This is a genomic window from Actinomadura sp. KC345 (genome assembly GCF_004348515.1).
In the GTDB taxonomy this organism is placed as follows: domain Bacteria; phylum Actinomycetota; class Actinomycetes; order Streptosporangiales; family Streptosporangiaceae; genus Spirillospora.
The window spans coordinates 1-21888 of sequence record NZ_SMKH01000117.1 but is presented as its reverse complement, the minus strand read 5'-3'; the positions used below and the strand labels follow the sequence as shown (position 1 = coordinate 21888).

Annotated in this window: 25 protein-coding genes; 10 read left to right on the top strand and 15 right to left on the bottom strand. The window is 71.2% G+C overall.

Features of this window, described 5'->3' with window-relative positions:
• The first annotated feature begins 397 nt into the window (after positions 1–397).
• Complete coding sequence (locus E1281_RS20315) at positions 398–817, top strand: CBS domain-containing protein (protein ID WP_131880505.1); 420 nt, start codon at positions 398–400, stop codon at positions 815–817.
• Between the two features lie 86 nt (positions 818–903).
• Here E1281_RS20315 and E1281_RS20310 read toward each other — a convergent pair whose 3' ends face one another.
• Positions 904–2061 carry an aminotransferase class V-fold PLP-dependent enzyme gene (locus E1281_RS20310; RefSeq protein ID WP_131880503.1) on the bottom strand — a complete coding sequence of 386 codons (1158 nt, stop codon included), beginning with the start codon at positions 2059–2061 and terminating at the stop codon, positions 904–906.
• A gap of 824 nt (positions 2062–2885) precedes the next feature.
• Here E1281_RS20310 and E1281_RS41305 point away from each other — a divergent pair.
• On the top strand, positions 2886–3158 hold the full coding sequence (locus tag E1281_RS41305) for a MerR family transcriptional regulator (protein WP_131880513.1): 273 nt from the start codon (positions 2886–2888) through the stop codon (positions 3156–3158).
• A gap of 53 nt (positions 3159–3211) precedes the next feature.
• Here the strand turns inward: E1281_RS41305 and E1281_RS20300 are convergent, their stop codons facing one another.
• Positions 3212–3820 carry a short chain dehydrogenase gene (locus E1281_RS20300; protein ID WP_131880501.1) on the bottom strand — a complete coding sequence of 203 codons (609 nt, stop codon included), beginning with the start codon at positions 3818–3820 and terminating at the stop codon, positions 3212–3214.
• Positions 3817–4704, bottom strand: a complete 888-nt coding sequence (locus E1281_RS20295) for a helix-turn-helix transcriptional regulator (RefSeq protein ID WP_131880499.1) — start codon at positions 4702–4704, stop codon at positions 3817–3819. The genes E1281_RS20300 and E1281_RS20295 overlap by 4 nt, the downstream gene beginning before the upstream one ends.
• A gap of 252 nt (positions 4705–4956) precedes the next feature.
• On the opposite strand from E1281_RS20295, the gene E1281_RS20290 reads away from it, so the two are divergent.
• The gene (locus E1281_RS20290) at positions 4957–6864 is read left to right on the top strand and encodes an ABC transporter ATP-binding protein (protein WP_131880511.1); all 1908 of its coding nucleotides are present in this window, start codon (positions 4957–4959) and stop codon (positions 6862–6864) included.
• Positions 6865–6933: 69 nt separating this feature from the next.
• Here the strand turns inward: E1281_RS20290 and E1281_RS20285 are convergent, their stop codons facing one another.
• From E1281_RS20285 to E1281_RS20275, 3 genes are read right to left on the bottom strand one after another with little or no spacing between them, the layout of a single operon-like run.
• Complete coding sequence (locus E1281_RS20285) at positions 6934–7392, bottom strand: SRPBCC domain-containing protein (RefSeq protein ID WP_243717152.1); 459 nt, start codon at positions 7390–7392, stop codon at positions 6934–6936.
• Positions 7389–7697 carry a metalloregulator ArsR/SmtB family transcription factor gene (locus E1281_RS20280; protein WP_131880497.1) on the bottom strand — a complete coding sequence of 103 codons (309 nt, stop codon included), beginning with the start codon at positions 7695–7697 and terminating at the stop codon, positions 7389–7391. Before E1281_RS20280 ends, E1281_RS20285 begins: the two co-directional genes overlap by 4 nt.
• A gap of 1 nt (position 7698) precedes the next feature.
• The gene (locus E1281_RS20275) at positions 7699–8058 is read right to left on the bottom strand and encodes a VOC family protein (RefSeq protein WP_165959015.1); all 360 of its coding nucleotides are present in this window, start codon (positions 8056–8058) and stop codon (positions 7699–7701) included.
• Positions 8059–8224: 166 nt separating this feature from the next.
• Between E1281_RS20275 and E1281_RS20270 the strand changes: the two genes are divergently transcribed.
• Genes E1281_RS20270 through E1281_RS20260 form a run of 3 tightly spaced genes read left to right on the top strand, consistent with a single transcriptional unit; the run spans position 8225 to position 11427 of the window.
• Positions 8225–9166, top strand: coding sequence for a DUF5996 family protein (locus tag E1281_RS20270; protein WP_131880493.1), 942 nt, complete (start codon positions 8225–8227; stop codon positions 9164–9166).
• 56 nt (positions 9167–9222) lie between these two features.
• Positions 9223–10143 carry an NADP-dependent oxidoreductase gene (locus E1281_RS20265; protein WP_207943382.1) on the top strand — a complete coding sequence of 307 codons (921 nt, stop codon included), beginning with the start codon at positions 9223–9225 and terminating at the stop codon, positions 10141–10143.
• Positions 10144–10152: 9 nt separating this feature from the next.
• Positions 10153–11427: a cytochrome P450 gene (locus E1281_RS20260; protein WP_131880490.1), complete on the top strand. Its 1275-nt coding sequence runs from the start codon at positions 10153–10155 to the stop codon at positions 11425–11427.
• A gap of 99 nt (positions 11428–11526) precedes the next feature.
• Here the strand turns inward: E1281_RS20260 and E1281_RS20255 are convergent, their stop codons facing one another.
• The gene (locus tag E1281_RS20255; protein WP_131880488.1) at positions 11527–12276 is read right to left on the bottom strand and encodes an SDR family oxidoreductase; all 750 of its coding nucleotides are present in this window, start codon (positions 12274–12276) and stop codon (positions 11527–11529) included.
• A 170-nt stretch (positions 12277–12446) separates the two neighbouring features.
• The gene (locus E1281_RS20250) at positions 12447–15203 is read right to left on the bottom strand and encodes a LuxR family transcriptional regulator (RefSeq protein ID WP_131880507.1); all 2757 of its coding nucleotides are present in this window, start codon (positions 15201–15203) and stop codon (positions 12447–12449) included.
• Between the two features lie 148 nt (positions 15204–15351).
• On the opposite strand from E1281_RS20250, the gene E1281_RS20245 reads away from it, so the two are divergent.
• Positions 15352–16425 (top strand): hypothetical protein, encoded by a 1074-nt coding sequence (locus E1281_RS20245; protein ID WP_131880486.1) that lies wholly within the window; start codon positions 15352–15354, stop codon positions 16423–16425.
• Here the strand turns inward: E1281_RS20245 and E1281_RS20240 are convergent.
• Both E1281_RS20240 and map read right to left on the bottom strand, forming a co-directional pair.
• Positions 16422–16829 carry a hypothetical protein gene (locus E1281_RS20240; protein WP_131880484.1) on the bottom strand — a complete coding sequence of 136 codons (408 nt, stop codon included), beginning with the start codon at positions 16827–16829 and terminating at the stop codon, positions 16422–16424. The genes E1281_RS20245 and E1281_RS20240 overlap by 4 nt on opposite strands.
• Positions 16830–16974: 145 nt before the next feature.
• Positions 16975–17745 (bottom strand): type I methionyl aminopeptidase, encoded by a 771-nt coding sequence (map, locus tag E1281_RS20235; RefSeq protein WP_131880482.1) that lies wholly within the window; start codon positions 17743–17745, stop codon positions 16975–16977.
• Between the two features lie 65 nt (positions 17746–17810).
• Between map and E1281_RS20230 the strand changes: the two genes are divergently transcribed.
• From E1281_RS20230 to E1281_RS42630, 3 genes are all read left to right on the top strand, one after another.
• Complete coding sequence (locus tag E1281_RS20230) at positions 17811–18110, top strand: helix-turn-helix transcriptional regulator (RefSeq protein WP_131880480.1); 300 nt, start codon at positions 17811–17813, stop codon at positions 18108–18110.
• An 84-nt stretch (positions 18111–18194) separates the two neighbouring features.
• On the top strand, positions 18195–19613 hold the full coding sequence (locus E1281_RS20225; RefSeq protein WP_279433633.1) for a serine/threonine-protein kinase: 1419 nt from the start codon (positions 18195–18197) through the stop codon (positions 19611–19613).
• A 40-nt stretch (positions 19614–19653) separates the two neighbouring features.
• A complete protein-coding gene (locus E1281_RS42630; RefSeq protein ID WP_279433632.1) occupies positions 19654–19779 on the top strand; it encodes a hypothetical protein in 126 nt (41 codons plus the stop codon).
• Positions 19780–19794: 15 nt separating this feature from the next.
• Here E1281_RS42630 and E1281_RS20220 read toward each other — a convergent pair whose 3' ends face one another.
• The 5 genes from E1281_RS20220 to E1281_RS20200 form a co-directional block, all read right to left on the bottom strand.
• Entirely contained in the window at positions 19795–20040 is a 246-nt protein-coding gene (locus E1281_RS20220) for a hypothetical protein (protein ID WP_131880476.1), read from the bottom strand.
• A gap of 2 nt (positions 20041–20042) precedes the next feature.
• Complete coding sequence (locus tag E1281_RS20215) at positions 20043–20444, bottom strand: VOC family protein (protein ID WP_131880474.1); 402 nt, start codon at positions 20442–20444, stop codon at positions 20043–20045.
• Positions 20445–20510: 66 nt separating this feature from the next.
• Positions 20511–20687 (bottom strand): DUF397 domain-containing protein, encoded by a 177-nt coding sequence (locus E1281_RS20210; protein ID WP_131880472.1) that lies wholly within the window; start codon positions 20685–20687, stop codon positions 20511–20513.
• A 47-nt stretch (positions 20688–20734) separates the two neighbouring features.
• Positions 20735–20911, bottom strand: coding sequence for a DUF397 domain-containing protein (locus E1281_RS20205; protein WP_131880470.1), 177 nt, complete (start codon positions 20909–20911; stop codon positions 20735–20737).
• Entirely contained in the window at positions 20902–21669 is a 768-nt protein-coding gene (locus tag E1281_RS20200; RefSeq protein ID WP_165959014.1) for a helix-turn-helix transcriptional regulator, read from the bottom strand. Before E1281_RS20200 ends, E1281_RS20205 begins: the two co-directional genes overlap by 10 nt.
• Positions 21670–21888: the final 219 nt, after the last annotated feature.

The window sequence follows — 21888 nt, the reverse complement described above, 5'->3', positions numbered from 1 at the left end:
CGGCTCGGCGGGGCGGCGGAGGGGGATGTCCGGTCTGGTCAGGTCGACCTTCGCGGGTATGCGGAACTCGGCGGTGGCGGTGCGGGCGGGGTCGCGCCGGTCCCCGGTGCCGGACTTCACCGGCTCCCGCTTGTCGTCGTCCACGGCCCGCCCCTCCTCGACTGGTGCCCGCAGGCAGACGGAGCGGTCCTCCCGTCAAACCCCGCGCATATTGAAGGATGCGCAGTTTATCGAGAAGGTTCGCGCGGATTCGCAAAGCCGCGCGCATGTCGCGGCCCGGCGTGAACGGCTCGGTCGCGCCTTCGGGACCGGGCCATGAGTGAGGCCGCTTCTGCCGGGTAGGTGCCGACTCATCCGGGCCCCAGAGACGACCCCACGAGGCTCAAGGAGCTGAGCGATGGCTACGAAGATCCGCGAAATCATGACCGGTTCCCCGACATCGGTGTCCCCGGAACTCGACATCGTGACCGTGGCCCGCGCGATGCGCGACGAGGACATCGGCGCCGTGCTGGTGGCCGACGGCGATGACCTGGTGGGGCTCGTCACCGACCGCGACCTGGTGATACGCGGCCTCGCCGCCGGCGGTGACCCGACGCGGTTGAACATCGGCGGGATCGCGAGCAGCGCGACCGCGACCGTCGGGCCCGACGACTCGCTGGACAAGGCCGCGCAGATCATGCGGGAGCGGGCCGTGCGGCGGCTCCCGGTCATCGAGGACGGGCGTCCGGTGGGCATCGTGTCCCTCGGCGACCTCGCGATGGAGAGGGACGAGGTGTCGGCGCTCGCCGACATCAGCGTCGCCCGCCCGAACACCTGACCCCCTGCCGCACCGGACCATGCCAGGGCGCGTTCGGCGGCTCCCGCCGGCGCCCATCCTCCGGCCACCGGACGCGCCCGCCTCCGTCAGGGGAGGACGGACAGAAACCGGTCCAGTTCCTCTTCGGTGTTGTAGTAGTGCACGGAGGCCCGCACGGCCGCCGGAACGGCGTGCGGGTCGTATCCGTGTGCGATCGGGTTCGCGACGTTGACATTGATGTCGCGCTTCCGTGCGGCGTCCTTGATCTCGGCGGGGTCGTGACCGTCCACGGTGAACGTGACGATGCCGGACGGCCGTTCGCCCTTGTCGAGCACGGTCGTCTTGGGCCGGGCGGACAGTTCCGCACGCAGGCGGGCCGCGAGTTCCCTCGCGCGTGCCTCGATGTCCGCGATCCCCAGGTCCGCCGCGTAGTCGGCGGCGACGCCCAGCCCGATCTGCCCGGCGACGTAGCGTTCCCAGTTCTCGAAGCGCCGCGCGTCCTCGCGCATCTCGAAACCGCCCGGGGCCTTCCAGGTGGCGGCGTGCAGGTCGAGGAGCGGCGGTTCCAGCGTCGGGACGATCTGCCGCCGCACGTACAGGAACCCGGTCCCGCGCGGTCCGCGCAGGAACTTGCGGCCTGTCGCCGACAGCATGTCGCAGCCGATCTCGCGGACGTCCAAAGAGAGTTGCCCTACCGACTGGCAAGCGTCCAGCAGGTAGAGGACGCCGTGCTCGCGGCAGAGGCGTCCGACTTCGGCTGCGGGGTTGACGAGCCCGTTGTGGGTGGGGACGTGGTTGAGCGACACCAGGCGGACATCGCCTTTGGCCAGCTCGCTCTCCAGCGCGTCCAGCGAGAGCGTCCCGTCGGCCTCGTTCGGGACGACCTCCACGCTCACGCCTTTGGCCGCCGCCACCTGCTGGTAGGCGATGGCGTTGCTGGAGTACTCGCTCATCGTCGTGAGGATGCGGTCGCCTTCGGTGAAGGGGATCGCGTAGAACGCCATGTCCCACGCGCGGGTGGCGTTCTCCACGTAGGCGATCTCGTCCGCGCCTGCGCCGATGAGCCGTGCCACGGCGTCATAGAAGCGTTCGATGGCCGGTGCGTTCAGTTCCGCCGCCTCGTACCCGCCGATCGTGTTCTCCAACGCGAAGTGCTCGGTGACCGCGTTGATCACGGGGCGCGGCGGCAGCGCCGCACCGGCGTTGTTGAGGTGGGCCACCCTCGCGCAGCCTGGGGTGTCGCTCCGGAGCCTCCCGATGTCCACGTGCCCGCCTTCCCTCAGAGATGTGGCTCTGTCGCTCTTCGCTGGGAGCAGAGGGTGCCAGCCTGCCACGCCAAGACGTGATCAAGGACGACGATCTTGTCGGTGTGCTGTGCGCGGCCGGTCCATGCGGCCAGGGCACTCGCGACGACTGGAGGGAACCAAGCGATGTGATCTACGAAACTGTGTAGTGAGCGACGTAGATTTTCGGCCGGGCAGCGGGTAGTGTTCCTGACATCGAAGAGAGACGAGTCCATGAGGGCCGGCAGATGACGAACTGCCGGCAGACACGGATGAAACCGGCCGGGCGTGCCGGGGCCGACGCAGCGCAAGGGGCCCTGGCAGCCGGCCGGACCGGCGGCCAACGGGTCGCCGGGAGCAACAGAACGCAGGAAAACGCAGTACGCAGGAAAACACGCAGTACCGGTAGTGATGAAGAAGGGAGGGTTCGACGCCATCGGGATCGCCCGTTGCAGGCTCCAGTCACGCCGCGCGGGTACCGCAGCTCCACAGATTGCATGGTGGTCTACGGTCACGCATACGCGATCCCCGCGTCCGCACCGATTCGCGGGTGCCGGACGCGGAAGACCGGTCCGTCAGAGCCGGTAGATGGTGTTGCACCCCTTGGGCCCCGGCGCCGCGGTATGGCGCCGGGGCCCCTGTCGTCGTCACTACCCACCGACGACAGTACGGAAGGTTTAGTGAAGCCAACCCAGTCGGCCTGGCCCGGCGACCAATCGGATCCACACCACACGCAGTCCGCGGCCCAGGACGAGCCCGACGGGCTGCAAGGCAAGCTCGACGACGAGGACTACCCCGCCTACAGCATGGGCCGCGCCGCCGAAATGCTGGACGTCACACCGGCGTTCCTGCGCAGCCTGGACACCGCCCACCTGATCGTCCCCCAGCGCTCACCCGGCGGACACCGCCGCTACTCCCGCTACCAGCTGCGCCTCGCGCAACGTGCCCGCGACCTGGTCGACCAAGGCACGGCACTGGAAGCCGCCTGCCGCATCATCATCCTGGAAGACCAACTCGCCGAAGCCCAGCGCATCAACGCCCAACTACAGGACCGTCGCGCCGAACGGGAAGGACCCTGAGAACCGGCACGAGCAGCCGCCGGGCGCGCGGACGTTGAGCGTGAGTCGCGCGGTCATCCATACGCCCGGATGACGCGGCCGGTGGCGTCGCCTTCGATGCAGCGCAGGTAGTGGCCGACGAGTTCATCCATCGGCACCGGACGCATGCCGGGGAAGTGTTCGGCGAAGGCGTCGACGGAGTCGCCGACCATCGTGGGGCTGACCACGTTGATCCGCATCCCCCGCGGCAGCTCGATCGCGGCCGACGAGGTGAAGCTGTGCAGGGCGCCGCTGATGACGCCGCCGCCGGTGGCGTGCGGCCATGCTTGGTCGGCGAAGATGCCGGAGGTCAGGGTGAAGGAGGCGCCGTCGGCGCAGTGGTGCTGGCCGGTGAGGACCAGATCGGCCTGCCCGAAGAACTTGGCCCGCATGTTCTCGTTCAGCGCGTCCGATGTCAGCGTCGAGAACTCGTCGAGCGCCCCGTGCGCTGCGATGCTCACGACGCCGTCGACCGCCCCGACCTCGCGGTACATGGCCTCGATGGTCGGGTGCGAGGCCAGGTCGACGTTGACGTCGCCCGAGGTCCGTCCGGCCACCACCACATCGTGGCCGCGCGATCGCAGCGCGGGCACCAGACGTCGTCCGATGGTGCCGGCGCCGCCGACGACGACGATCCTCATCATGCATTTCCCTTCCGGTACAGGGTTTCTGGCGCGAGGTGCCCTTCGAGGCTCTGTCCCAGCAAGGTGAGCGCGTCGGCGTCGGATGTGCCGGGACGCGCATAGAACAGACCGATCTGCTGGTCGTCGTCAGGCAGAGTGACCGTCTCGTTCGCCAGAGTCACCCGCCCGACGACAGGATGCTCGATTTCTCGCAGGTAGTACGAGCACGTTCGGACGGGGCGCCGCGCCCACATCCGCGCGAACTCCTGGCTGTCGAGGGCGAGCCGGCCGACGAGCTGTTCGAGTTCCGGGTCGGCCGGGTGCCGCGCTACCGCCTGATGCAGGGCCGCGACGGTGACCTGCGCCTTGGCGTCCCAGTCGCGGTACAACGCGCGGTGGTGCGGGTCGAGGAACAGCATTCGGGCGATGTTCGGCCGAATCCGCATGTCCGGCGCGTCGACGTCGACATGGCCGGCCAGCAGGGCGTGTCCGAGGCGGTTCCACGCGAGGACGTCGGCACGGTGATCGATCACGATCGCCGGTGTTCCGGGCATGGCGGCGAGCAGTTCACGTACGGAGGGCCTCAGCTTGCTTCTCCGGGCACGAGGACGAGTCGGGCGTCGCGGAGCGGCAAGGATCCGCAGATGTTCGTGCTCAGCCGGAGAGAGCCGCAACGCCGCGGCCAGCGCGTCGATGACAGCGCCGGAAGCGCTGCCGCTGACCCCCTGCTCCAGGCGCGTGTAGTACCCGACACTGACCCCGGCGAGTTCGGCCAGCTCCTCCCTGCGCAGTCCCGGGACCCGCCGACGAGTGGCGCCGGTCCCGATACCCGCCGCGTCCGGCGTCAGGCGTTCGCGCCGGCTGCGCAGAAAGCCGCCGAGATCGTTCGCTCCTGTGTCGACCACCAGACCATCGTCGCGTCGATCGCCGAGTTCTGCCTGCCCCGAACTGGGATACCTTCACGAACCTCCCGCACGTTACGTGCTCCACTCATGAGCGAACCATGTCGGACTGCCCACGATCCTCACGGCGGTTCGGCTCCGTCGCTCTGAAATGTCATACCCCCGCGCGACCCTGGGCTTGGGTGGCGACTTGACCTCAACCTTCGTTGAGGTCGCATGCTTGCTCTTCCAGGCTAACGATCAATGGGGTTCTACATGGACATGGAAGTCACCGCGTGGATGTCGCTGCACCACGCCATGAACGCGCGCGACAGCAGGCCCTTCTCGAAGGCGACGCTGCGCCGCATCGGCCGGTTCGCCCGACCGCACAAACGGCCGCTGATCGTGTTCCTCCTCTTCAGCGTGGTGATGGCCGTCCTCGCGGTGGCGACCCCGGTGCTGGCCGGACAGGTCGTCGACGCGATCGTCGACCAGTCCTCGACGGCCACCGTCGTGTGGCTCGCGGTCCTGATCGCCTTCCTCGCACTGGCCGAGGGCGGCCTCGGCCTCGCCAACCGGTGGCTGTCCGCCCGGATCGGCGAGGGGCTGATCCTCGACCTGCGCACCACCGTCTTCGACCACGTGCAGCGCATGCCGGTCGCGTTCTTCACCCGGACCCGCACCGGCGCGCTGGTCAGCCGTCTCAACAACGACGTGATCGGGGCCCAGCGCGCCTTCAGCGACACCCTTTCCGGCGTCGTCAGCAACCTGGTGACGGTGCTGCTCACCTTCGGCGTGATGGTCCGCATCTCCTGGCAGATCACCCTGCTGGCACTGGTCCTGCTGCCCGTCTTCGTCCTGCCGGCCCGCCGGATGGGCACCCGGCTCGCGCGCCTCGAACGCGAGGCCGCCGCGCACGACGCCGCGATGAGCACGCAGATGACCGAGCGCTTCTCCGCGCCGGGCGCGACGCTGGTGAAGCTGTTCGGCCGCCCGGCCCGCGAGTCCGCCGAGTTCGCCGCCCGCGCCCGCCGCGTCCGCGACATCGGCGTCCGCACCGCGATGGTGCAGCACGTCTTCATCACCGCGCTCACGATGGTCTCCGCCCTGGCCCTCGCGCTCGTCTACGGCCTCGGCGGCTTCTTCTCCCTGCGCGGCGGCCTCGACGCCGGCGCGGTCGTCGCCCTCGCCCTGCTGCTCACCCGCCTCTACGCGCCGCTGACCGCGCTCGCCAGCGCCCGCGTCGAGGTGATGAGCGCCCTGGTCAGCTTCGAGCGCGTCTTCGAGGTCCTCGACCTGAAGCCGCTCGTCGCCGAGAAGCCCAAGGCCGCGGCCGTCCCGGACGGTCCCGTCTCGGTCGAGTTCGAGGGCGTCCGCTTCGCCTACCCGTCGGCCGACAAGGTGTCCCTGGCCTCGCTCGAAGAGGTCGCCACCCTCGACACCCGCGGCGGCGTCGACGTCCTGCACGACGTGTCGTTCCGCGCCGAGCCCGGCCAGATGGTCGCGCTGGTCGGCTCGTCCGGCGCCGGGAAGTCGACGATCGCCCAGCTGGTCCCGCGGCTCTACGACGTCGACTCCGGTTCGGTCCGCCTCGGCGGCGTCGACGTCCGCGACCTGTCGTTCCAGGGCATCCGCGACACGCTCGGCATGGTGACGCAGGACGGCCACCTGTTCCACGAGTCGATCCGCGAGAACCTCCTCCTCGCCCGCCCGGAGGCCACCGAGGAGGACCTCTGGGACGTGCTGCGCCGCGCCCGCCTCGAAACTCTGATCAAGGGCCTCCCGGACGGGCTCGACACCATCGTCGGGGAACGCGGCTACCGGCTCTCCGGCGGCGAGCGCCAGCGGCTCACCATCGCGCGGCTCCTGCTCGCCCGGCAGCGCGTCGTCATCCTGGACGAGGCCACCGCCCACCTCGACTCCACGTCCGAGGCGGCCGTCCAGGAGGCCCTGACCGAGGCCCTCGACGGCCGCACCGCGGTCGTCATCGCCCACCGGCTGAGCACCGTCCGCGCCGCCGACCTGATCCTCGTCGTGGAGGAGGGCTGCATCGTCGAGCGGGGAACCCACGAGGAACTCCTCGCCACCGGCGGCCGCTACGCCGAGCTGTACCGCACCCAGTTCGCCGACCAGCCCGGCGACCCGTCCCTCGCCCCCGAGCAGTCCTTGGAGACCGTGGCCTGACCAGGTCCCGTGGTCACTGGCCCGTGGTGACTGGCCCGTGGTGACTGGCCCGTGGTCACTGGCCCGTGGTCACTCGGTTTCGGCGAGCGTGCGCAGGAGGGAGCGGATGACGTTCGTGCGCCATCCGCTCCCCATGCCGCGGAAGGCGAACTCGTTGGCGGGGTCGTCCAGGTCGAACCCGGCGTGCTCGATGAACAGGCGGGTGCCGTGCCCTTCGGGGACGAGCCGCCAGGTCACCGTCGTGTCGAGCCCGCCGCCGCCCCAGCTGATGCGCAGCAGGCGCTCCTCGTCGATGTCGAGGACCCGGCACGCGATCGTCCCGTCGAACCCGGCGTTCGGGATGGGCTTGGCCGCGAAGGTGAAACGGTGCCCGGTCACGGGCTTGAAGTCGTTCGGCATCAGCCAGCGGGCCAGCAGTTCCGGCTCGGTGAGCGCCCGCCACACCTTGGCGGGGGGATGCGGCAGGAACTCGTCCACCTCGATCGCCGCGCGTGCGTCGCCCATGCCGCCCTCCACGTCCGGTGTCATCGGTCGTCCTCCTCGTCCAGCAGTTCACGCAGGTCGGAGAGCCTCTCCCGCCAGAACCGCTCGTACGGGCCGAGCCACTCCGACAGCTCGCGCAGCGGCCCGGCCTCCAGCCGGTAGATGCGCTGCCGGCCGCTGCGCTGCTCGCTGACCAGCCCGGCGTCCCGCAGGACCTTAAGATGCTCGGAGACGCTCGGGCGGCTCATCGCGAAATGGGCCGCGAGGTCGTTCACCGGCCGCGGCCCGTCCAGCAGCAGCGCGGTCAGCTCCCGCCGGACGGGGCTCGCGAGCGCGGCGAAGACGTCCACGTCAACCCTCGGCGAGGACGATGCCGTTGCCGTCGGGGTCGGTGAACGTGGCCTGGCGCCCCCACGGCAGGTCCTGCGGCCCGTCGACGTCGATCCCCGCGCGCTTCAGTTCCTCGCAGTCGGCGTCCAGGCCGGTGGTCTCCAGCATCAGCCCTTGGACGCTCCCCGGCGCCAGGCCGGGCACATGATCGGCGAGGACGACGCTCGTCGACGCGCCCTTGGGGGCGAGCTGGAGCCAGCGGATCGGCCCGGCGTCGCCGTCCATCACCACCTCGAACCCGAGCTTGCCCGCGTAGAAGTCCTTGGCGGCGTCCTGGTCGGACACCGGCACGGTCACCAGCCGTATGTGCGTGATGTTCATGAGCCCCATGATACGTAGGCAAATCCCTACCTGACAAACGTAGGTATTTCCCTACATGTATCGGCCGGGCGGCGCTTACGGTCGATTCGGGGGCGATGCCGGGGGCATGATGATCCGGAGGTGGCCGACGCTCCCGCAATCGGGGGCCCGTTCGAAGGGAGCCGCGGTGGCGGATCAGGATGCATGGCCACGTCTGCGAGTCGCCGACTGGGGCGACAGCCGGGAGACCCTGCACATGTGGATGCAGGTCGTCGGCAAGGTGCGGCTGGTCCACACGCCTCTGGTGAACCACTGGTGGCAGGTCACCCTGTACCCGAGCCCGCGCGGCCTGACCACGTCGGCGATCCCGTACCGCTCGGGGGCCTTCGACATCGAGTTCGACTTCGTCGAGCACCGCCTGCACATCCGCGGCAGCGACGGCGGCGACCGCGAGGTGCCGCTGAGGCCGATGACGGTGGCCGAGTTCTACTCCCGCACGATGCACGCCTTGGGGGAGATGGGGATCGAGGCCGACATCCAGGCGCGTCCCAACGAGGTCGAGCCCTCCATCCCGTTCGCGGAGGACGACCGGCACGCCTCGTACGACCCCGAAGCGGCCCACCTGTTCTGGCGCCAGCTCCTCCAGGCGGGACGGGTGATGGGGGAGTTCCGGTCCCGCTTCATCGGGAAGGTCAGCCCCGTCCACTTCTTCTGGGGCGCGATGGACCTCGCCTGCACCCGGTTCTCCGGACGGGACGCCCCCAAGCACCCCGGCGGCGCCCCCAACTGCGGAGACTGGGTCATGGAGGAGGGCTACTCCCGCGAGCTGAGCAGCTGCGGCTTCTGGCCGGGCGGCGGCGACGAGGGGGCCTTCTACGCCTACGCCTACCCCGAGCCGGACGGGTTCGCCGACCACCCAATGGGACCGTCCGAGGCGTACTACAGCAGGGAGAACGGCCAGTTCCTGCTGCCGTACGAGGCGGTCCGCACCGCGCCGGACCCGGACAAGGCCCTGACCGAGTTCCTGCAGACGACCTACGAAGCCGCCGCCGAGCTGGGGCGCTGGGACCGGGCCGCACTGGAGGTCGACCCGGACCGCTGGGCCAGGCTGCACAGACCGAACGCATGAAGCCGCGCTGGACGCGGCGAGGGTTTAGCTGATCGGTGCGGTGGCAGGGTGGGGGCATGCGTGCTGCGACCTATGACTCCTTCGCCTCGGACAACTCGCGACTGAAGGTCGGTGACGTCCCCGAGCCCAAGGTGGGCCCGGGTCAGGTGCTGATCGAGGTGCGCGCGGCCGGGGTCAACCCGGTGGACTGGAAGATCATGGCCGGTGGCCTGGACGGGATGATGGACGCGGTCTTTCCCGTCATCCCGGGCTGGGACGTCGCCGGAGTGGTGCGGGGGCTCGGCCCTGACACACCGGAGTTCGCGCCGGGCGACGAGGTCATGTCCTATGCCCGCAAGGACGTCGTGGGCGCGGGGACGTTCGCCGAGTACGTCGCCGTGGCTGCGGACGATGTCGCGCGCAAGCCCGCCTCCCTCGACTGGAACCAGGCCGGCGGCCTGCCGCTGGCGGGGATGACCGCGCAGCGCGCCCTGGACCGCCTGGACGTCGGCCCGGACGACGTGCTGCTCGTCCACGCGGCGTCCGGCGGCGTGGGGACGTTCGCCGTCCAGATCGCGCGGGACCGGGGGACCCGCGTCATCGGAACGGCGTCCGCGGCGAACCACGACTACCTGCGTGAACTGGGCGCCGAACCGGTGGCCTACGGGGAGGGCCTGGCCGACCGCGTCGGGGAGCTGGCTCCCGGCGGTGTGTCCGCGGTCGCCGACTTCGCCGGCGGCCAGCTCGACACCTCGCTCGCGGTCCTGCGGCCGGGCGGACGCCACGTCTCCATCACCGAGAGCGAGGTGGAGAAGCACGGCGGGCACTGGATCTGGGTCCGCCCGGACGGCGCGCGGCTCGCCCGGCTGGCCGCCCTCGCCGACCGCGGCGCGCTCACGGTCGAGGTGGCCGGCACGTTCCCGCTGGACCAGGTGGGCGCCGCCTTCGACGCCAGCCGCGGCTCCCACACGCGCGGCAAACTCATCGTCACACCCTGAGGAGCATCCATGCCGCTGACCGGCCTCATGGACCGGCTGGACGACACGCTGCCGCTGGCCGCGCGGCCCTACGGCCTGCTGCCCGCCCGCGCACGCGAGCTGGGCGGCGACGTCTTCGAGACACGGCTGCTGCTCCAGAAGACCACGTGCATGACGGGCGCGGACGCCGCCCGCCTCTTCTACGACCAGGACCTTTTCGTCCGGGCCGGCGCGGCGCCCCGCCGGCTGCGGCTCACTCTGTTCGGCGAGGGCGGGGTCCAGGCGCTCGACGGGGAGCGCCACCGGGCCCGCAAGCGGCTGTTCATGTCCCTGATGACGCCGGACGCCCGGGACGAACTCCGCGATATCAGCGCCCGGCTCTGGCGGGAGGCCATCGAACGGTGGCGGGGCAGGCGGCAGGTCGTGCTGTACGACGAGGTCAGCGAGCTGCTGTGCGAGGCCGCCTGCGCGTGGACCGGGGTACCGGTCACGGTGCGACAGCTCCCGGCGGTCACCGGGCTGCTCACCGCGCTGATCGAGGCTCCGGCGGCCGTTGGGCCCCGCTACCTGCGTGGACGCGCGGCCCGGAGACTCGCCGACCGCTGGGCCGCCGCGCACATCACCCGCGCCCGCGGAAGGCCGGGCCAGGGAAGGGCCCTGGACGAGATCGCCGCCTACCGGGACACCGACGGGCGGCTTCTGCCACCGGACGTGGCGGGCGTGGAACTGCTCAACGTCCTGCGGCCCACGGTCGCGGTGGCGCGTTTCGCGGTCTTCTCGGCCATGGCCCTGCACGGGAATCCGCAATGGCGCCACCGGCTGGCGGCGGAGGACGATCCGGAGCCGCTGGAAGCCTTCGTCCAGGAAGTGCGCCGCTTCTATCCGTTCTTCCCGATGGTCGCGGCGCGGGCCGCGCGTGATTTCGCGTGGCGCGGCCACCGGTTTCCCAAGGGCCGGCGAGTTCTCCTCGACCTCCACGGCACCAACCATGATCCGCGCCTGTGGGAGCGTCCCGAGCAGTTCCGCCCGGAGCGTTTCGCCGGCCGGGACCCGGACCCCTACGCCATGATCCCCCAGGGCGGCGGTGACCACTATGAAGGGCACCGCTGCCCTGGGGAATGGATCACCGAGGACCTCATGAAGACCTCGGTGACCGCGCTGACCCGGTGGATGAGCTACTCCGTCCCCGCCCAGGATCTGCGCATCAGCCCGCGGCGCGCCCCGGCGATTCCCAACAGCCGCTTCGTCATCACCCAGGTCGCCGAGCCCGCCCCGTCAGTCCAAAAGGTTCACCGGGTGCGTTGACTTGCGGCGTGTTGTTGTTATGAGCGCGTCGAAAACAACAACACGCCGCAAGTCAACGAGATGGCGACCCGGTCGACGTTCGTGGTCACCGCCAGCGGATCAGTCGACCATGGCGCCGGCGGAGATGTTGACCTGGGTCGAGGTCAGGGTGGCGGCGTGGTCGGACACCAGGAACGCGGCGACGCGGCGGACGTCGGTGAGGGTGGCGGCGCGCTTGAGGAGGGTGGCGTCCACCATCTGCTGCTTCATCGGGGCCATCTCCGGCACGTCGGGGATGGATTCGACGATGCCGCCCGTCCGCATGGTCAGGACGCGGACGGAGTGCGGTCCCAGCTCGCACGCCCACTGGCGGCGCATCCCCTCGACCATGTCGGCGCCGACCTGCACAGTGCCGAGGCCGGGCGCGTTGTTGGTGGCGTCGGAGCCGCCGAAGTACAGGATCACGCCGGAGCCCTGCTTGACCATGTGGCGGGCGGCGGCCTGCGTGGTCAGCAGGAACGTGCGGGCCACCTTCTCCATGGCGCGGGCGAAGTCCCCGACCGGCATCTCGATCAGGGGCGTGAACAGGGCGTCGTGGGAGATGAGGTTGACCGAGATGTCGACGCTTCCCGCCGTCTCCGCGACGGAGTCGACCCAGCCGTTGACGGCGTCCTCGTCCAGGGCGTCCACGCGGGCCGTCTCGGCGAGGCCGCCCGCGCCCCGGATGTCCTCGGCGACGGCGTCGAGGGTGGCGGGGGTCCGGCCGGCGAGGAAGACCCGCGCGCCCTCGGCGGCGAAGCCGCGCGCCATGGCGCCGCCGATCGATCCGCCGCCGCCGTAGATGATCGCGGTCTTGTTCTCCAGAAGCATGTCGCTCTCCGTTCCGTTCGGTCCTTCGGGTGACCCGAAGCTAGGCGCGCGGCCGCGCGGCCCGCATCGGTCGGGGAACGGGTGCCGGTCGCCGCTGGCCAGAGCGGGAACGCGGGCGTCCGGGAGGGGCTGAAAGGAGCGTGCGGTGTCAGCGCGGGCGCGCGGTTAAGTCATTCGACCGATAGCAGCCGGGCCAGTTCGATGCGGCGGGTGACACCGATCTTCGGGTACGCCTTGTAGAGGTGGTGCCCGACCGTGCGGGGGCTCAGGTAGAGCTGCGCGCCGATCTCACGGTTGCTGAGCCCGGCGGCCGCGAGCCGCACGACCTGGAGCTCCTGCGGGGTCAGCCGCTTCAGGGGGTCGGCGTCCCCGGTGCGGGCCGCCGGACGGTCGCCGAGCACCTCCAGTTCGGCGCGGGCGCGTTCGGCCCACACACCGGCCCCGATCCGGGCGAACGCGTCCTCGGCGGCGGTCAGCTCGGCGCGGGCCTCGGTGCGGCGGCGCCGGCGGCGCAGCCATTCGCCGTAGAGGAGGCGTGTCCTGGCGGCGTCGTAGGGGTGGTCGCCGTGCAGGCTCAGCGCGGTCCGGTAGTGCTCGTCCGCCTCGTCGCCGTCCGCGAGGAGCGCGCGGCAGCGGGCCACCATGCCCGTGCTTGATGTGCCCGTGCTTGATGTGCCCGTGCTTGATGTGCCCGTGCTTGATGTGCCCGTGCTTGATGTGCCCGTGCTCGACGTCGCCGCCGCCCATGCCTCGAACGCGGGGAGGTAGGTGCGGGCCAGGTCGGGGCGCCCGGCCCGGACGGCGGCCTCCGCGTGGTCGGGCACGGCGCGGATCAGCAGGTCGTGCCTCGCCGGGCCGGAGCACACCGCGTCCAGGTGCTGCAGGGCGGCGCCGGCGTGGCCGGCGGCGAGGTCGAGCAGGCCGAGCCCCCAGGAAGCGAGCGCGGCGTTGGCCGGGTGCCGGTCGGAGTGCGCGAGGACTCCGGGCGCCTCGGCCCGGCTGCGCCGCGCGTCCGACTCCAGCCGGACGGCGATGCATTTCAGCGCGGTGACCTGCATGTCCATCCCGATGTCGGCGGCGAGGGAGATGCCCTCCGCGGCGGCCGACTCCGCGCCGTGCAGGTCGCCGAGCAGGAGCCGTCCGATCGCGAGGGGCTCCAGGATGTACGGGAGCCAGCCGAGCGTGCCCTGGGCCCTGGCGTCCGCCGCCATGCGCTCCAGCAGCGCGGTCGCGCGACGGTCGTCGGCCACGAGCAGGCCCATGAAGCCGCCGATGACGCATTCGACGAGGTCGTCGACCTCGCCCTTCAGCGCGGCGTCGAGCAGTGCGCGCATCGCCGGGACGGCCTCGGGCGCGCCGCCCCCGGACAGCCGCCCGTAGGCGATCAGCGCGCCGGTCACCGGGGTCTTCGCCGAGCCCGCCGGAAGCCGCACGCCCCTGAGCTGCGCCACGCTCTCCCGCACGAGGTCGTGCGCGCCGGCGTCCCGCGCCGACCAGACGGCCTCGGTGAGCATCGACACCGCCTGCTCGGGGTCGCTCCCGGCGATGAGCTTCGCGCCTTCGAGCGCGAGCGCGGCGTCCGCGGCCGGGGACTCGCGCTCGTAGGCGACCTGGGCGCGGATGAAGGCGGCCTCGGCGATGACGCCGTCCTCCGCGGTGAGGTGCGCGGCCTCGGCGGCCAGGCGGGTGGCCCGGTCCGGGCGGCCGGCGTCGTAGTCGGCCCGCGCCGCGTGGACGAGCCGCCGCGCCTTGCCCTCCGGGTCGGTGCTGAGGCGCGCCGCCCGCTCGTAGGCGGCGGCGACGGCGGCGGTCCCGCCGCGGTGCCCGGCGCGGTCCGCCGCCCGCTCCAGCTCGGCGGCGACGCTCTCGTCCGGCCCGGTGGCGGCGGCCGCGAGGTGCCAGGCGCGGCGGTCGGCGTGCTCGTCGCCGAGCGTCCTCGCCAGGGCGCCGTGGACGGCGATCCGCTGGTGGTGGGCGGCGTTCTGGTAGGTGACGGCGCGGATCAGCGGATGCCGGAACCGCACGCCGTCTCCCTCCAGGACGACGAGCCTGGCCTCCTCGGCGGGCCCGAGGTCGGCCGGTCCGAGACCGAGCGCGTCCGCCGCGCGCAGGACGACGCCCAGGTCGGCGGTGCCGTCGGCCGCGATCACCAGGAGCAGCCGCCTGGCCGCGTCCGGCAGCTCGGTGAGCTGGCGCCGGAACGCCTCCTGCACCCGGCCGCCGACCGGTAGCGGCCCCGCCTGGTGCGCGGGCTCCGAGCCGAGCGAGCTCGCCAGCTCGATGAGGGCGAGCGGGTTCCCCGCGGCCTCGTCCAGGAGCCGTTCGCGGACCGGGACGGTGAGGCCGGGCGCGTGCGCCTCCACGAGCCGCCGGGCGGTGGCGCGGTCCAGCCCGGCGAGCCGCAGGACGTCGAGACCGTGGTCGGGGAAGGGGCGCGCGGTGTCCCGGACGGTGAAGATCATGGAGACGGGGTCGGCGCCGAGCCTGCGGGCGGCGAACAGCAGCGCGTCCAGCGAGGCCCGGTCGAGCCACTGCGCGTCGTCGACCAGGCACACCACCGGGCGGTCGGCGGCCAGCTCGGACAGCAGCGTGAGGGTGGCGGCGCCGATCAGGAAGCGGTCGCCGGCCGGTCCGGCGGCGAGCCCGAACGCCGACCGCAGCGCCGCCGCCTGCTGCCCCGGAAGCACGTCGAAGCGGTCGCCGTAGGGATGCAGCATCAGGTGCAGGCCGCTGAACGCCAGCTCGGTCTCGGACTCGATGCCCGCGCCGCGGACGAGCCGCGTGCCGTCGGCGTCGGCCGCGATCTGGTCGAGCAGCGCGGTCTTGCCGATCCCCGCCTCGCCCTGGACGACCAGGGTTCCGCTCCGTCCGGAGCGAGCGTCCTCCAGCAGCCCGGCGATGCGGTCTCGTTCGCGGTCCCGCCCCATCAGCACGCCGGAAACAGTAGCCAGGAACCGGTGGGGGAGACAGGGCGACGACCGAACGCGAGCGGCTCCGGCGGACCGTCTGGCCACCTGTGGACGTCGATACCAGTGAATGCTGGTAAAATCACGCGGCCCGGGACACGGTGAATCCATGAAGCGTGCGCTCCTCCGGGCCGCGGCCGCCGGTGCCGCCGCCGTCCTCGCCGTCTCCGTCGCCGCCCTGCCCGCCTCCGCCGCCGACACCTGGCGCAAGGTGGACCTGCCCTTCCTGTGGCCGAACGCCTCCATCGCCGACATCGCCGCGGCGGCGCCCGGCGACGTCTGGATCGCGGGCGTCCAGGGCTCGTTCTGCATCCAGCCGGTGCCGATGTGGCCCTGCGTCATCTCCAGCAGCGGCAACCCGGTCGTCCGGCAGTGGGACGGCTCACGGTGGCGCGAGTATCCGATCGACGGCTGGACCGGTACGGGGTCGATGAGGCAGGTCGCGGCCGGCGGGGGAGAGACCTGGGTGGCCGGCGGCATCGGCGGCACCTATGTGGGGAGACTCAACGGCCGGGCGTTCGAGCCGGCCTCCGTGCCGGGCGGAATCGAAGCCCTGACGGAACTGGCCGGGGGACCGGCGGGTGTGTGGGCGGTCACGCTCGGCGACGACGGGACGAGTTCCCTTCCCCGCCGGGCGGGCGGCGCCTGGACGCGCACACCGGTACCGGCCGATCTCGACCACATCAGCGACGTCCAGGCCCGGACCCCGACGGATGCCTGGGCGGTCGGCGAGACGGAGCCGGCCGAGGACGCACCCGGGCTTGAGGAGTCTCCGGCCATCGCGCACTGGGACGGCTCGACCTGGACGAGCGTCCCCGCCCACACGGAGTCCGCCCGTGATGCGGGGCTCCTCGCAGTCGCCCCGGCCGGGGTCGGCGAGGTATGGGCCATCAGCCGCAAGGCCCTCCTGTACTGGGACGGCGCCTCGTGGACGACGATCCCCGGCCCCTCGGGGGTGTACCAGATGCGCGACCTGGCCGCGGACGACGCGGGTAATCCATGGGCGATCGTGGAGACGACCTCGTTCGGGTATACGCTGTTCCGCTACATCGATGGCGCCTGGCAGCAGCACGACCTCTCCCCGACCGGCCGGGTCGACGAAATCGCCTCCGTCCCCGGCACGGGCGCGCTGTGGGCGACCGGAGGCGACGCGCGGACGCCCTTCGCCTGGACGAACCCCTAGGGAGCGGCGCGCCGCTGCTCGGCCAGGATCTTCCCCCCGACGACGAGGGTCATCATCCCTATGCCGACGAACGGGTAGAGGTAACGGACGTCCACCAGCAACGGCACGGCCACCATCACGACACAGACCAGCACGATCACGGCGTAACGCTTCAACAGCACCCTGAGGTCGCCGTTCCCGGGCGGCCGGTTCAGCACCGCGTGCGTCGCGATGATCACGGCGGTGAGAAGCCCGAGCATCCCGGGAATCGCGAACCAGAAGAAGGTGTCGCTGATCACGGAGAGCGTCAGCCCGTACGACGTGACGGCGATCAGACCCCAGATCAGCGCCTGTTGCGCCGGTGTCCGGCGGCGCCTCGCGCGCCGCTCGCCGGTCCGGCCGGCCCCGGCCGATGAATCCGACATGCCGCCCCTTTCGACGATCCGGCGCACGGACTCTAGGGCCGTCGCGTGCCGTGGGCCAACCCGCACGAACGGTCTGCCCTACGCCCGGGGCCCTGCGCCAGCCCGACGGTCCGTTCGCTGAGGCGCTCAGGGGGCGACGTCGGGGCTACTTCGGCAGGGTGAGGATCTCGGCCCCGTCGTCGGTGATGGCGATCGTGTGCTCGCTGTGCGCTGTGCGGCAGCCGGTCGCGCTGCGGAGCGTCCAGCCGTCGGGGTCGGTGACGAGTTCGGCGGTGTCGGCCATGACCCACGGCTCCAGCGCCAGAAGCAGCCCGGGGCGCAGCTTGTAGCCGCGGCCGGGCCGTCCCGTGTTGGGGACGTGCGGGTCCTGGTGCATCGTCGATCCGACGCCGTGCCCCCCGAACTCGGTGCTGATCGGGTACCCCGCCTCGCTGAGCACCGAGCCGATGGCATGGGAGATGTCGCCGATGCGGGCCCCCGGTCCGGCCGCGGCGATCCCCGCGCTCAGGGCGCGTTCGGTCGCGCCGATCATCGCGACGCTCTCCGCGGGCCGGGAGCCGCCCACGACGAAGCTGATGGCGGAGTCCGCGACGACCCCGCCCTTGGAGACGGCGAGGTCGAGCGACAGCAGGTCGCCGTCGGCGAGCGTGTAGTCGTGGGGCCGTCCGTGGAGCACGGCGTCGTTCACCGACGTGCAGATGTAGTGGCCGAACGGCCCGCGCCCGAAGGACGGCGCGTAGTCGACGTAGCAGGACTCCGCCCCGGCATCGATGATCATGGCCCGGGTCCACCGGTCGATGTCCATGAGGTTCGTGCCGGCGGTGCTGCGGCTCTTCATGGTCTGCAGGATGTCGGCGACCAGGGCGCCCGCGTCCCTGGCTCGCGGCAGTTCGGTCGGATTCAGGATCTCGATCATCTACGTCTTCCTCGCGTAACCAATAACTATCCCGGCCATACTATCCCGGTATTAGAATCCGAGCCATGGTCAGGTTGCCGCTCACTCCCGAAGAGATCGAACGCGGGCAGCGCCTCGGCGCCGTCCTGCGGCGCGCCAGGGGGAACAGATCGATGCTCGACACCGCGCTGGACGCGGGCGTCTCGCCGGAGACGCTCCGGAAGATCGAGTCCGGTCGCGTGGCCACCCCCGCCTTCCCGACCATCGCCGCGATCGCCGGCGTCCTCGGCCTCTCCCTCGACGCGGTGTGGGCGGAGGTCAACCGGTCGGACGGCTCCGGACGCGCGGGCTCGGCCCGCACCTCAGGCGAGGCGCTGGCCTCGTAGGACTCGTCCTCGCCGCGCCGTCGCGGTCGCCGGCCACGGCCGGACGACCCCGAATCCGTCGGCGAGCACCGGCTTCTCGGCCGGATCGGCGAGGGCGGCATGGGCGTGGTCTACCTCGGACTGACCCCGTCCGGGCGCAAGGTCGCCGTCAAGGTCATCCGCCCGGAGCCCGCCCGGGACCCCGAGTTCCGCGCGCGGTTCGACACCGAGGTGGCCAACGCCCGGCGCGTCGCGTCCTTCTGCACGGCGCGGGTGCTCGACCACGGTGAATCCGACGGGCTTCCCTACCTGGTCACCGAGTACATCGACGGGCCCTCCCTCGCCGACTACATCGAGGCGCACGGCCGCTTCCCGGCCGACTCGCTGCGCAGCCTCGCCGTGGGGGTGGCGACCGCCCTGACCGCGATCCACGCCGTCCGGCTGGTGCACCGCGACCTCAAGCCGCGCAACGTGCTGCTCGCGGCCGACGGGCCCCGCGTAATCGACTTCGGCATCGCGCGGGCCCTGGACTCCGAGGAGCACCACACCCGGACGGGCCACGTCATGGGCAGCCTCGGCTACATCGCTCCGGAGCAGGCGTTCGAGGGACAGGTCGGCACCGCCGCCGACGTCTTCGCCTGGGGGACGCTGATCGCGCACGCGGTGAGCGGGGAGAACCCGTTCGGGACCGGGCCGATGCCCGTGCTCGCCGCCCGCGCGCACCAGGCCAAGTACGACCTGTCGGCCGTCCCGCCGGACCTCCTGCCGATGGTCACGGCCGCGCTCGACCCCGACCCCGCCCGGCGGCCGACCGCCGGGGAACTGCTCGTCCAGCTCGTGGGCGAGCAGGCCCCGGACGAGGCGGCCAGCGCCCTCATCCACGACGAGTGGAGCCCCGGGACGACCCCGCCGGCGCCGGTGAGCACGCGGTCCGGCGGCCCCCCGGACACCGCGCCGAGGACGGCCGCGCGCCCGTCGAAGCGCCGGACCTGGGGCGTGGCCGCCGCCGCGGCCGGGGCGACCGCGCTGGTCATGCTCGGAGTGATGCTCGTGGCGCTCTACGGCCTCGACCGCGACTCCGGAAAGGGGCAGCGCGCGATGATGCCCGCGAGCCCGCCCGCGGCGACGCAGACACCGACCGCCTCTCCGAGCCGGGAGGCCGGGCAGCGGACACGGAAGCCGTCGCATGGCCCGTCCAAGAGCAACAGGAAGCCTGCCGCGAAGCCCAGCAGAAAGCCCACCAGGAAGCCCACGACCACACGCGCCCCCCAGCGCTGGCGCGAGGTCGGCGGCCTGAAGCGCATGGCGCCCTACTGCGCGAGCCTCGGCTATGAGCCGAGGGTCAATTACCAGGATGGAGGCCGCAGCTGGTGGTGTGCGGACTCCGCAGGAAATGCGCACCGCATCAATATGCAAGCGGCCTGCAACTGGCACTATCCGAAACACGACAGGGTCCGCGCCCAGCAACGCCCGTACGTCGGCACCCGCTACGAGGTCGACTGGTACTGCCAGGCTCTGATCTGAACGGGCCTGCGACCGGCGCGATCGGCGTCCGGTGGTTCTGTTGCCGGCCTGGGGACCGCTGCTCCTCGCTTTCCACAACACCCCGGCCCAGTACCACGGCCGCCCCGACCTCGCCGACCAGCACACGGACGAGCTGAGCCAGGTACTCCGCGCCACCTCCGGCTGACGCCGGTGAGGGCGGTCAGGACCGTACGGGGACCGGGGGAATGCCGGCCAGGCAGGCGGTGTCGCCCACCTTCAGGTCGCGGATGAAGCGGGTCTCCAGTGCGGCCACGCAGCCGCCGGTCGCGACGACAGCCAGCGTGGTCGCCAGAATCCCAATCTCCTGGAGGTCGATTTCATGATCAGAGCATGAACGCCGTGCGATCGACCTCACATCACCCTCCACGGTCAACCACACGTCCAGACTCAAGAGGGAGACGACCACGGTCAGGCGGTACGAGGGCGGTGGGCCCTCACATCCACAGGACGTCCATCGGGGTCGCGGGCCGTCATCGTCCATTGCGTGGGCAGAGTCTCGATCTCCCCGACCGGCCACCCGGCGGCCAGGATTCGTTCGCGCAGCTCGCACAGCCGCGCGTGGGTTCCCACACGCAGTCCCCAGCCCGCACGCTTCAGGGGGTCGAGACCCGTGGCGGGAGCGGCGCCGGTTTCGACGACCATCAGGTGGTCGTCCCCACCGACATCGACGACCGCGACCCGAGGATCGGAGCCGGTCGCCTCACGCTCGAACGCGAGCCTTGCTCCGAGCAACTCCGTATAGAACGCCACGAGCCGATCGAGGTCGGTCGTGGACAACGTCACATGGTTGATCCCCAGCAATTCGGACATGATCAACGGAGCGTAACGCAGCCCCGGGCCGCGACCGTCCTCCCGGCCGCCGCCTCAGCCTGACGCTCAGCGCTTGATGTCGTCGAGGAGTGCGCGAAAGGTGTCGGGGGCGAGCATGAGCATGGGACCGCCCGTGTTCTTGGAGTCCCGGATGGCGACGGCCTCGGGAAACCGCGCCACCTCTACGCACGCGTCACCCTGGTCGCCGCTCCGCCGTGCCTTCCGCCACTTGATCAGCTCCACCGAACAACCGCCTTCCGGGTGTCGGCACCCCCGCTGTCCGGCAGCGGTTAGCGCCTGATGTCGTCGAGGAGCGCGCGGAAGGTACTCGGGGCGAGGATGAGCTTGGGACCGTCGGGGTTCTTGGAGTCTCGGACGGCTACAGCCTCGGGGAACCGCGCCACCTCCACGCACGCTCCGCCCTGGTCGCCGCTCCGCCGTGCCTTCCGCCACTTGATCAGCTCCACCGAACTACCGCCTTTCTCAGGAACTCCCGGGAGTCGTCCACGCTCAGGACGCGAGCCTGCAACGCCGAGAATGCGCCGACGATGTGCAAGATATCCTCTCGGTCGTTCGTTGTGATGCCGCCTCTGGCGGCTGGCATGTGGAGAAGTTCGTCTCCCTTCGGCTGGGTGGCGAGGTTGAACGACCCTTCAAGCCCTGGGTAGAAGCCGATCGGTGCGACTTGGAGCGTGACATTGCTCCACTCGGAGATGGTCAGGAGGCGTTCGCACTGCTCCCGCATTACTTCGGTGCTGCCCACGCACGTCCAGAGAACGGTTTCGAGTAGGACGATGCTGAACATTGGCGGTTCTTCGCGCTCCAGCACGGCTTGGCGTCGGAGTCGCCCTTCGACGGCGACGTCGTTCGAGAGGTGTGCGCGGATATATGCCTCGGTCTGGAAGAGGCCGTAGACGAACATGGTCTCGTAGGCCCGCAGCAGTGCTGCGGTGCCCTCGGCCACGGGGTAGTCGGCGAACCACGGTGGGTACCGGCTGGACTTGAGGAGGTCGTCCCAGGCGTCCGCCATGGTGGTGCCGCTGTCCATGGCTTTGTCGAGTTCGCCCGCGAATTCTCTTCGGCAGCGGGTGGTGCCGTTCTCCACCTGGCCGATGTAGCTGCGGGTCACCGGTATCCGGTTTGCCAGTTCGAGTCGGGAAAGTCCGGCATCTTCGCGGAGCCTGGTCAACTCGATGCCGAAGGCGATCGTTTGCCGGGTGGGCATTCGAGACGGCATGGGGGGGTCCACCTCTCGGGAGCACTTGCAAGTGGATGCAAGTGGCCTCGCTCTGTTGTCGCGCTTTCCTGCCAATACTACGCCTTGCGTTCAATCATATGCGTTGAGTCACGACAAACGCGGAGGTGATGGTGTGGGTGAGCCGACGGTGATGGTGATCAAGGCGGATGTGGGGGAGATCCGGGCGGCGCGGGAGTTCGTGGGGCT

Coding starts and splice junctions, on each gene's coding strand:
- E1281_RS20290 (WP_131880511.1), top strand. CDS start 4,957: ATGGACATGGAAGTCACCGCGTGGATGTCGCTGCACCACGCCATGAAC.
- E1281_RS20250 (WP_131880507.1), bottom strand. CDS start 15,203: ATGGGGCGGGACCGCGAACGAGACCGCATCGCCGGGCTGCTGGAGGAC.
- E1281_RS20255 (WP_131880488.1), bottom strand. CDS start 12,276: ATGCTTCTGGAGAACAAGACCGCGATCATCTACGGCGGCGGCGGATCG.
- E1281_RS41305 (WP_131880513.1), top strand. CDS start 2,886: ATGGGCCGCGCCGCCGAAATGCTGGACGTCACACCGGCGTTCCTGCGC.
- E1281_RS20230 (WP_131880480.1), top strand. CDS start 17,811: ATGGTCAGGTTGCCGCTCACTCCCGAAGAGATCGAACGCGGGCAGCGC.
- E1281_RS20240 (WP_131880484.1), bottom strand. CDS start 16,829: ATGTCGGATTCATCGGCCGGGGCCGGCCGGACCGGCGAGCGGCGCGCG.
- E1281_RS20215 (WP_131880474.1), bottom strand. CDS start 20,444: ATGTCCGAATTGCTGGGGATCAACCATGTGACGTTGTCCACGACCGAC.
- E1281_RS20265 (WP_207943382.1), top strand. CDS start 9,223: ATGCGTGCTGCGACCTATGACTCCTTCGCCTCGGACAACTCGCGACTG.
- E1281_RS20200 (WP_165959014.1), bottom strand. CDS start 21,669: ATGCCCACCCGGCAAACGATCGCCTTCGGCATCGAGTTGACCAGGCTC.
- E1281_RS20315 (WP_131880505.1), top strand. CDS start 398: ATGGCTACGAAGATCCGCGAAATCATGACCGGTTCCCCGACATCGGTG.
- E1281_RS20275 (WP_165959015.1), bottom strand. CDS start 8,058: ATGAACATCACGCACATACGGCTGGTGACCGTGCCGGTGTCCGACCAG.
- E1281_RS20245 (WP_131880486.1), top strand. CDS start 15,352: ATGAAGCGTGCGCTCCTCCGGGCCGCGGCCGCCGGTGCCGCCGCCGTC.
- E1281_RS20260 (WP_131880490.1), top strand. CDS start 10,153: ATGCCGCTGACCGGCCTCATGGACCGGCTGGACGACACGCTGCCGCTG.
- E1281_RS20285 (WP_243717152.1), bottom strand. CDS start 7,392: ATGACACCGGACGTGGAGGGCGGCATGGGCGACGCACGCGCGGCGATC.
- E1281_RS20300 (WP_131880501.1), bottom strand. CDS start 3,820: ATGATGAGGATCGTCGTCGTCGGCGGCGCCGGCACCATCGGACGACGT.
- map (WP_131880482.1), bottom strand. CDS start 17,745: ATGATCGAGATCCTGAATCCGACCGAACTGCCGCGAGCCAGGGACGCG.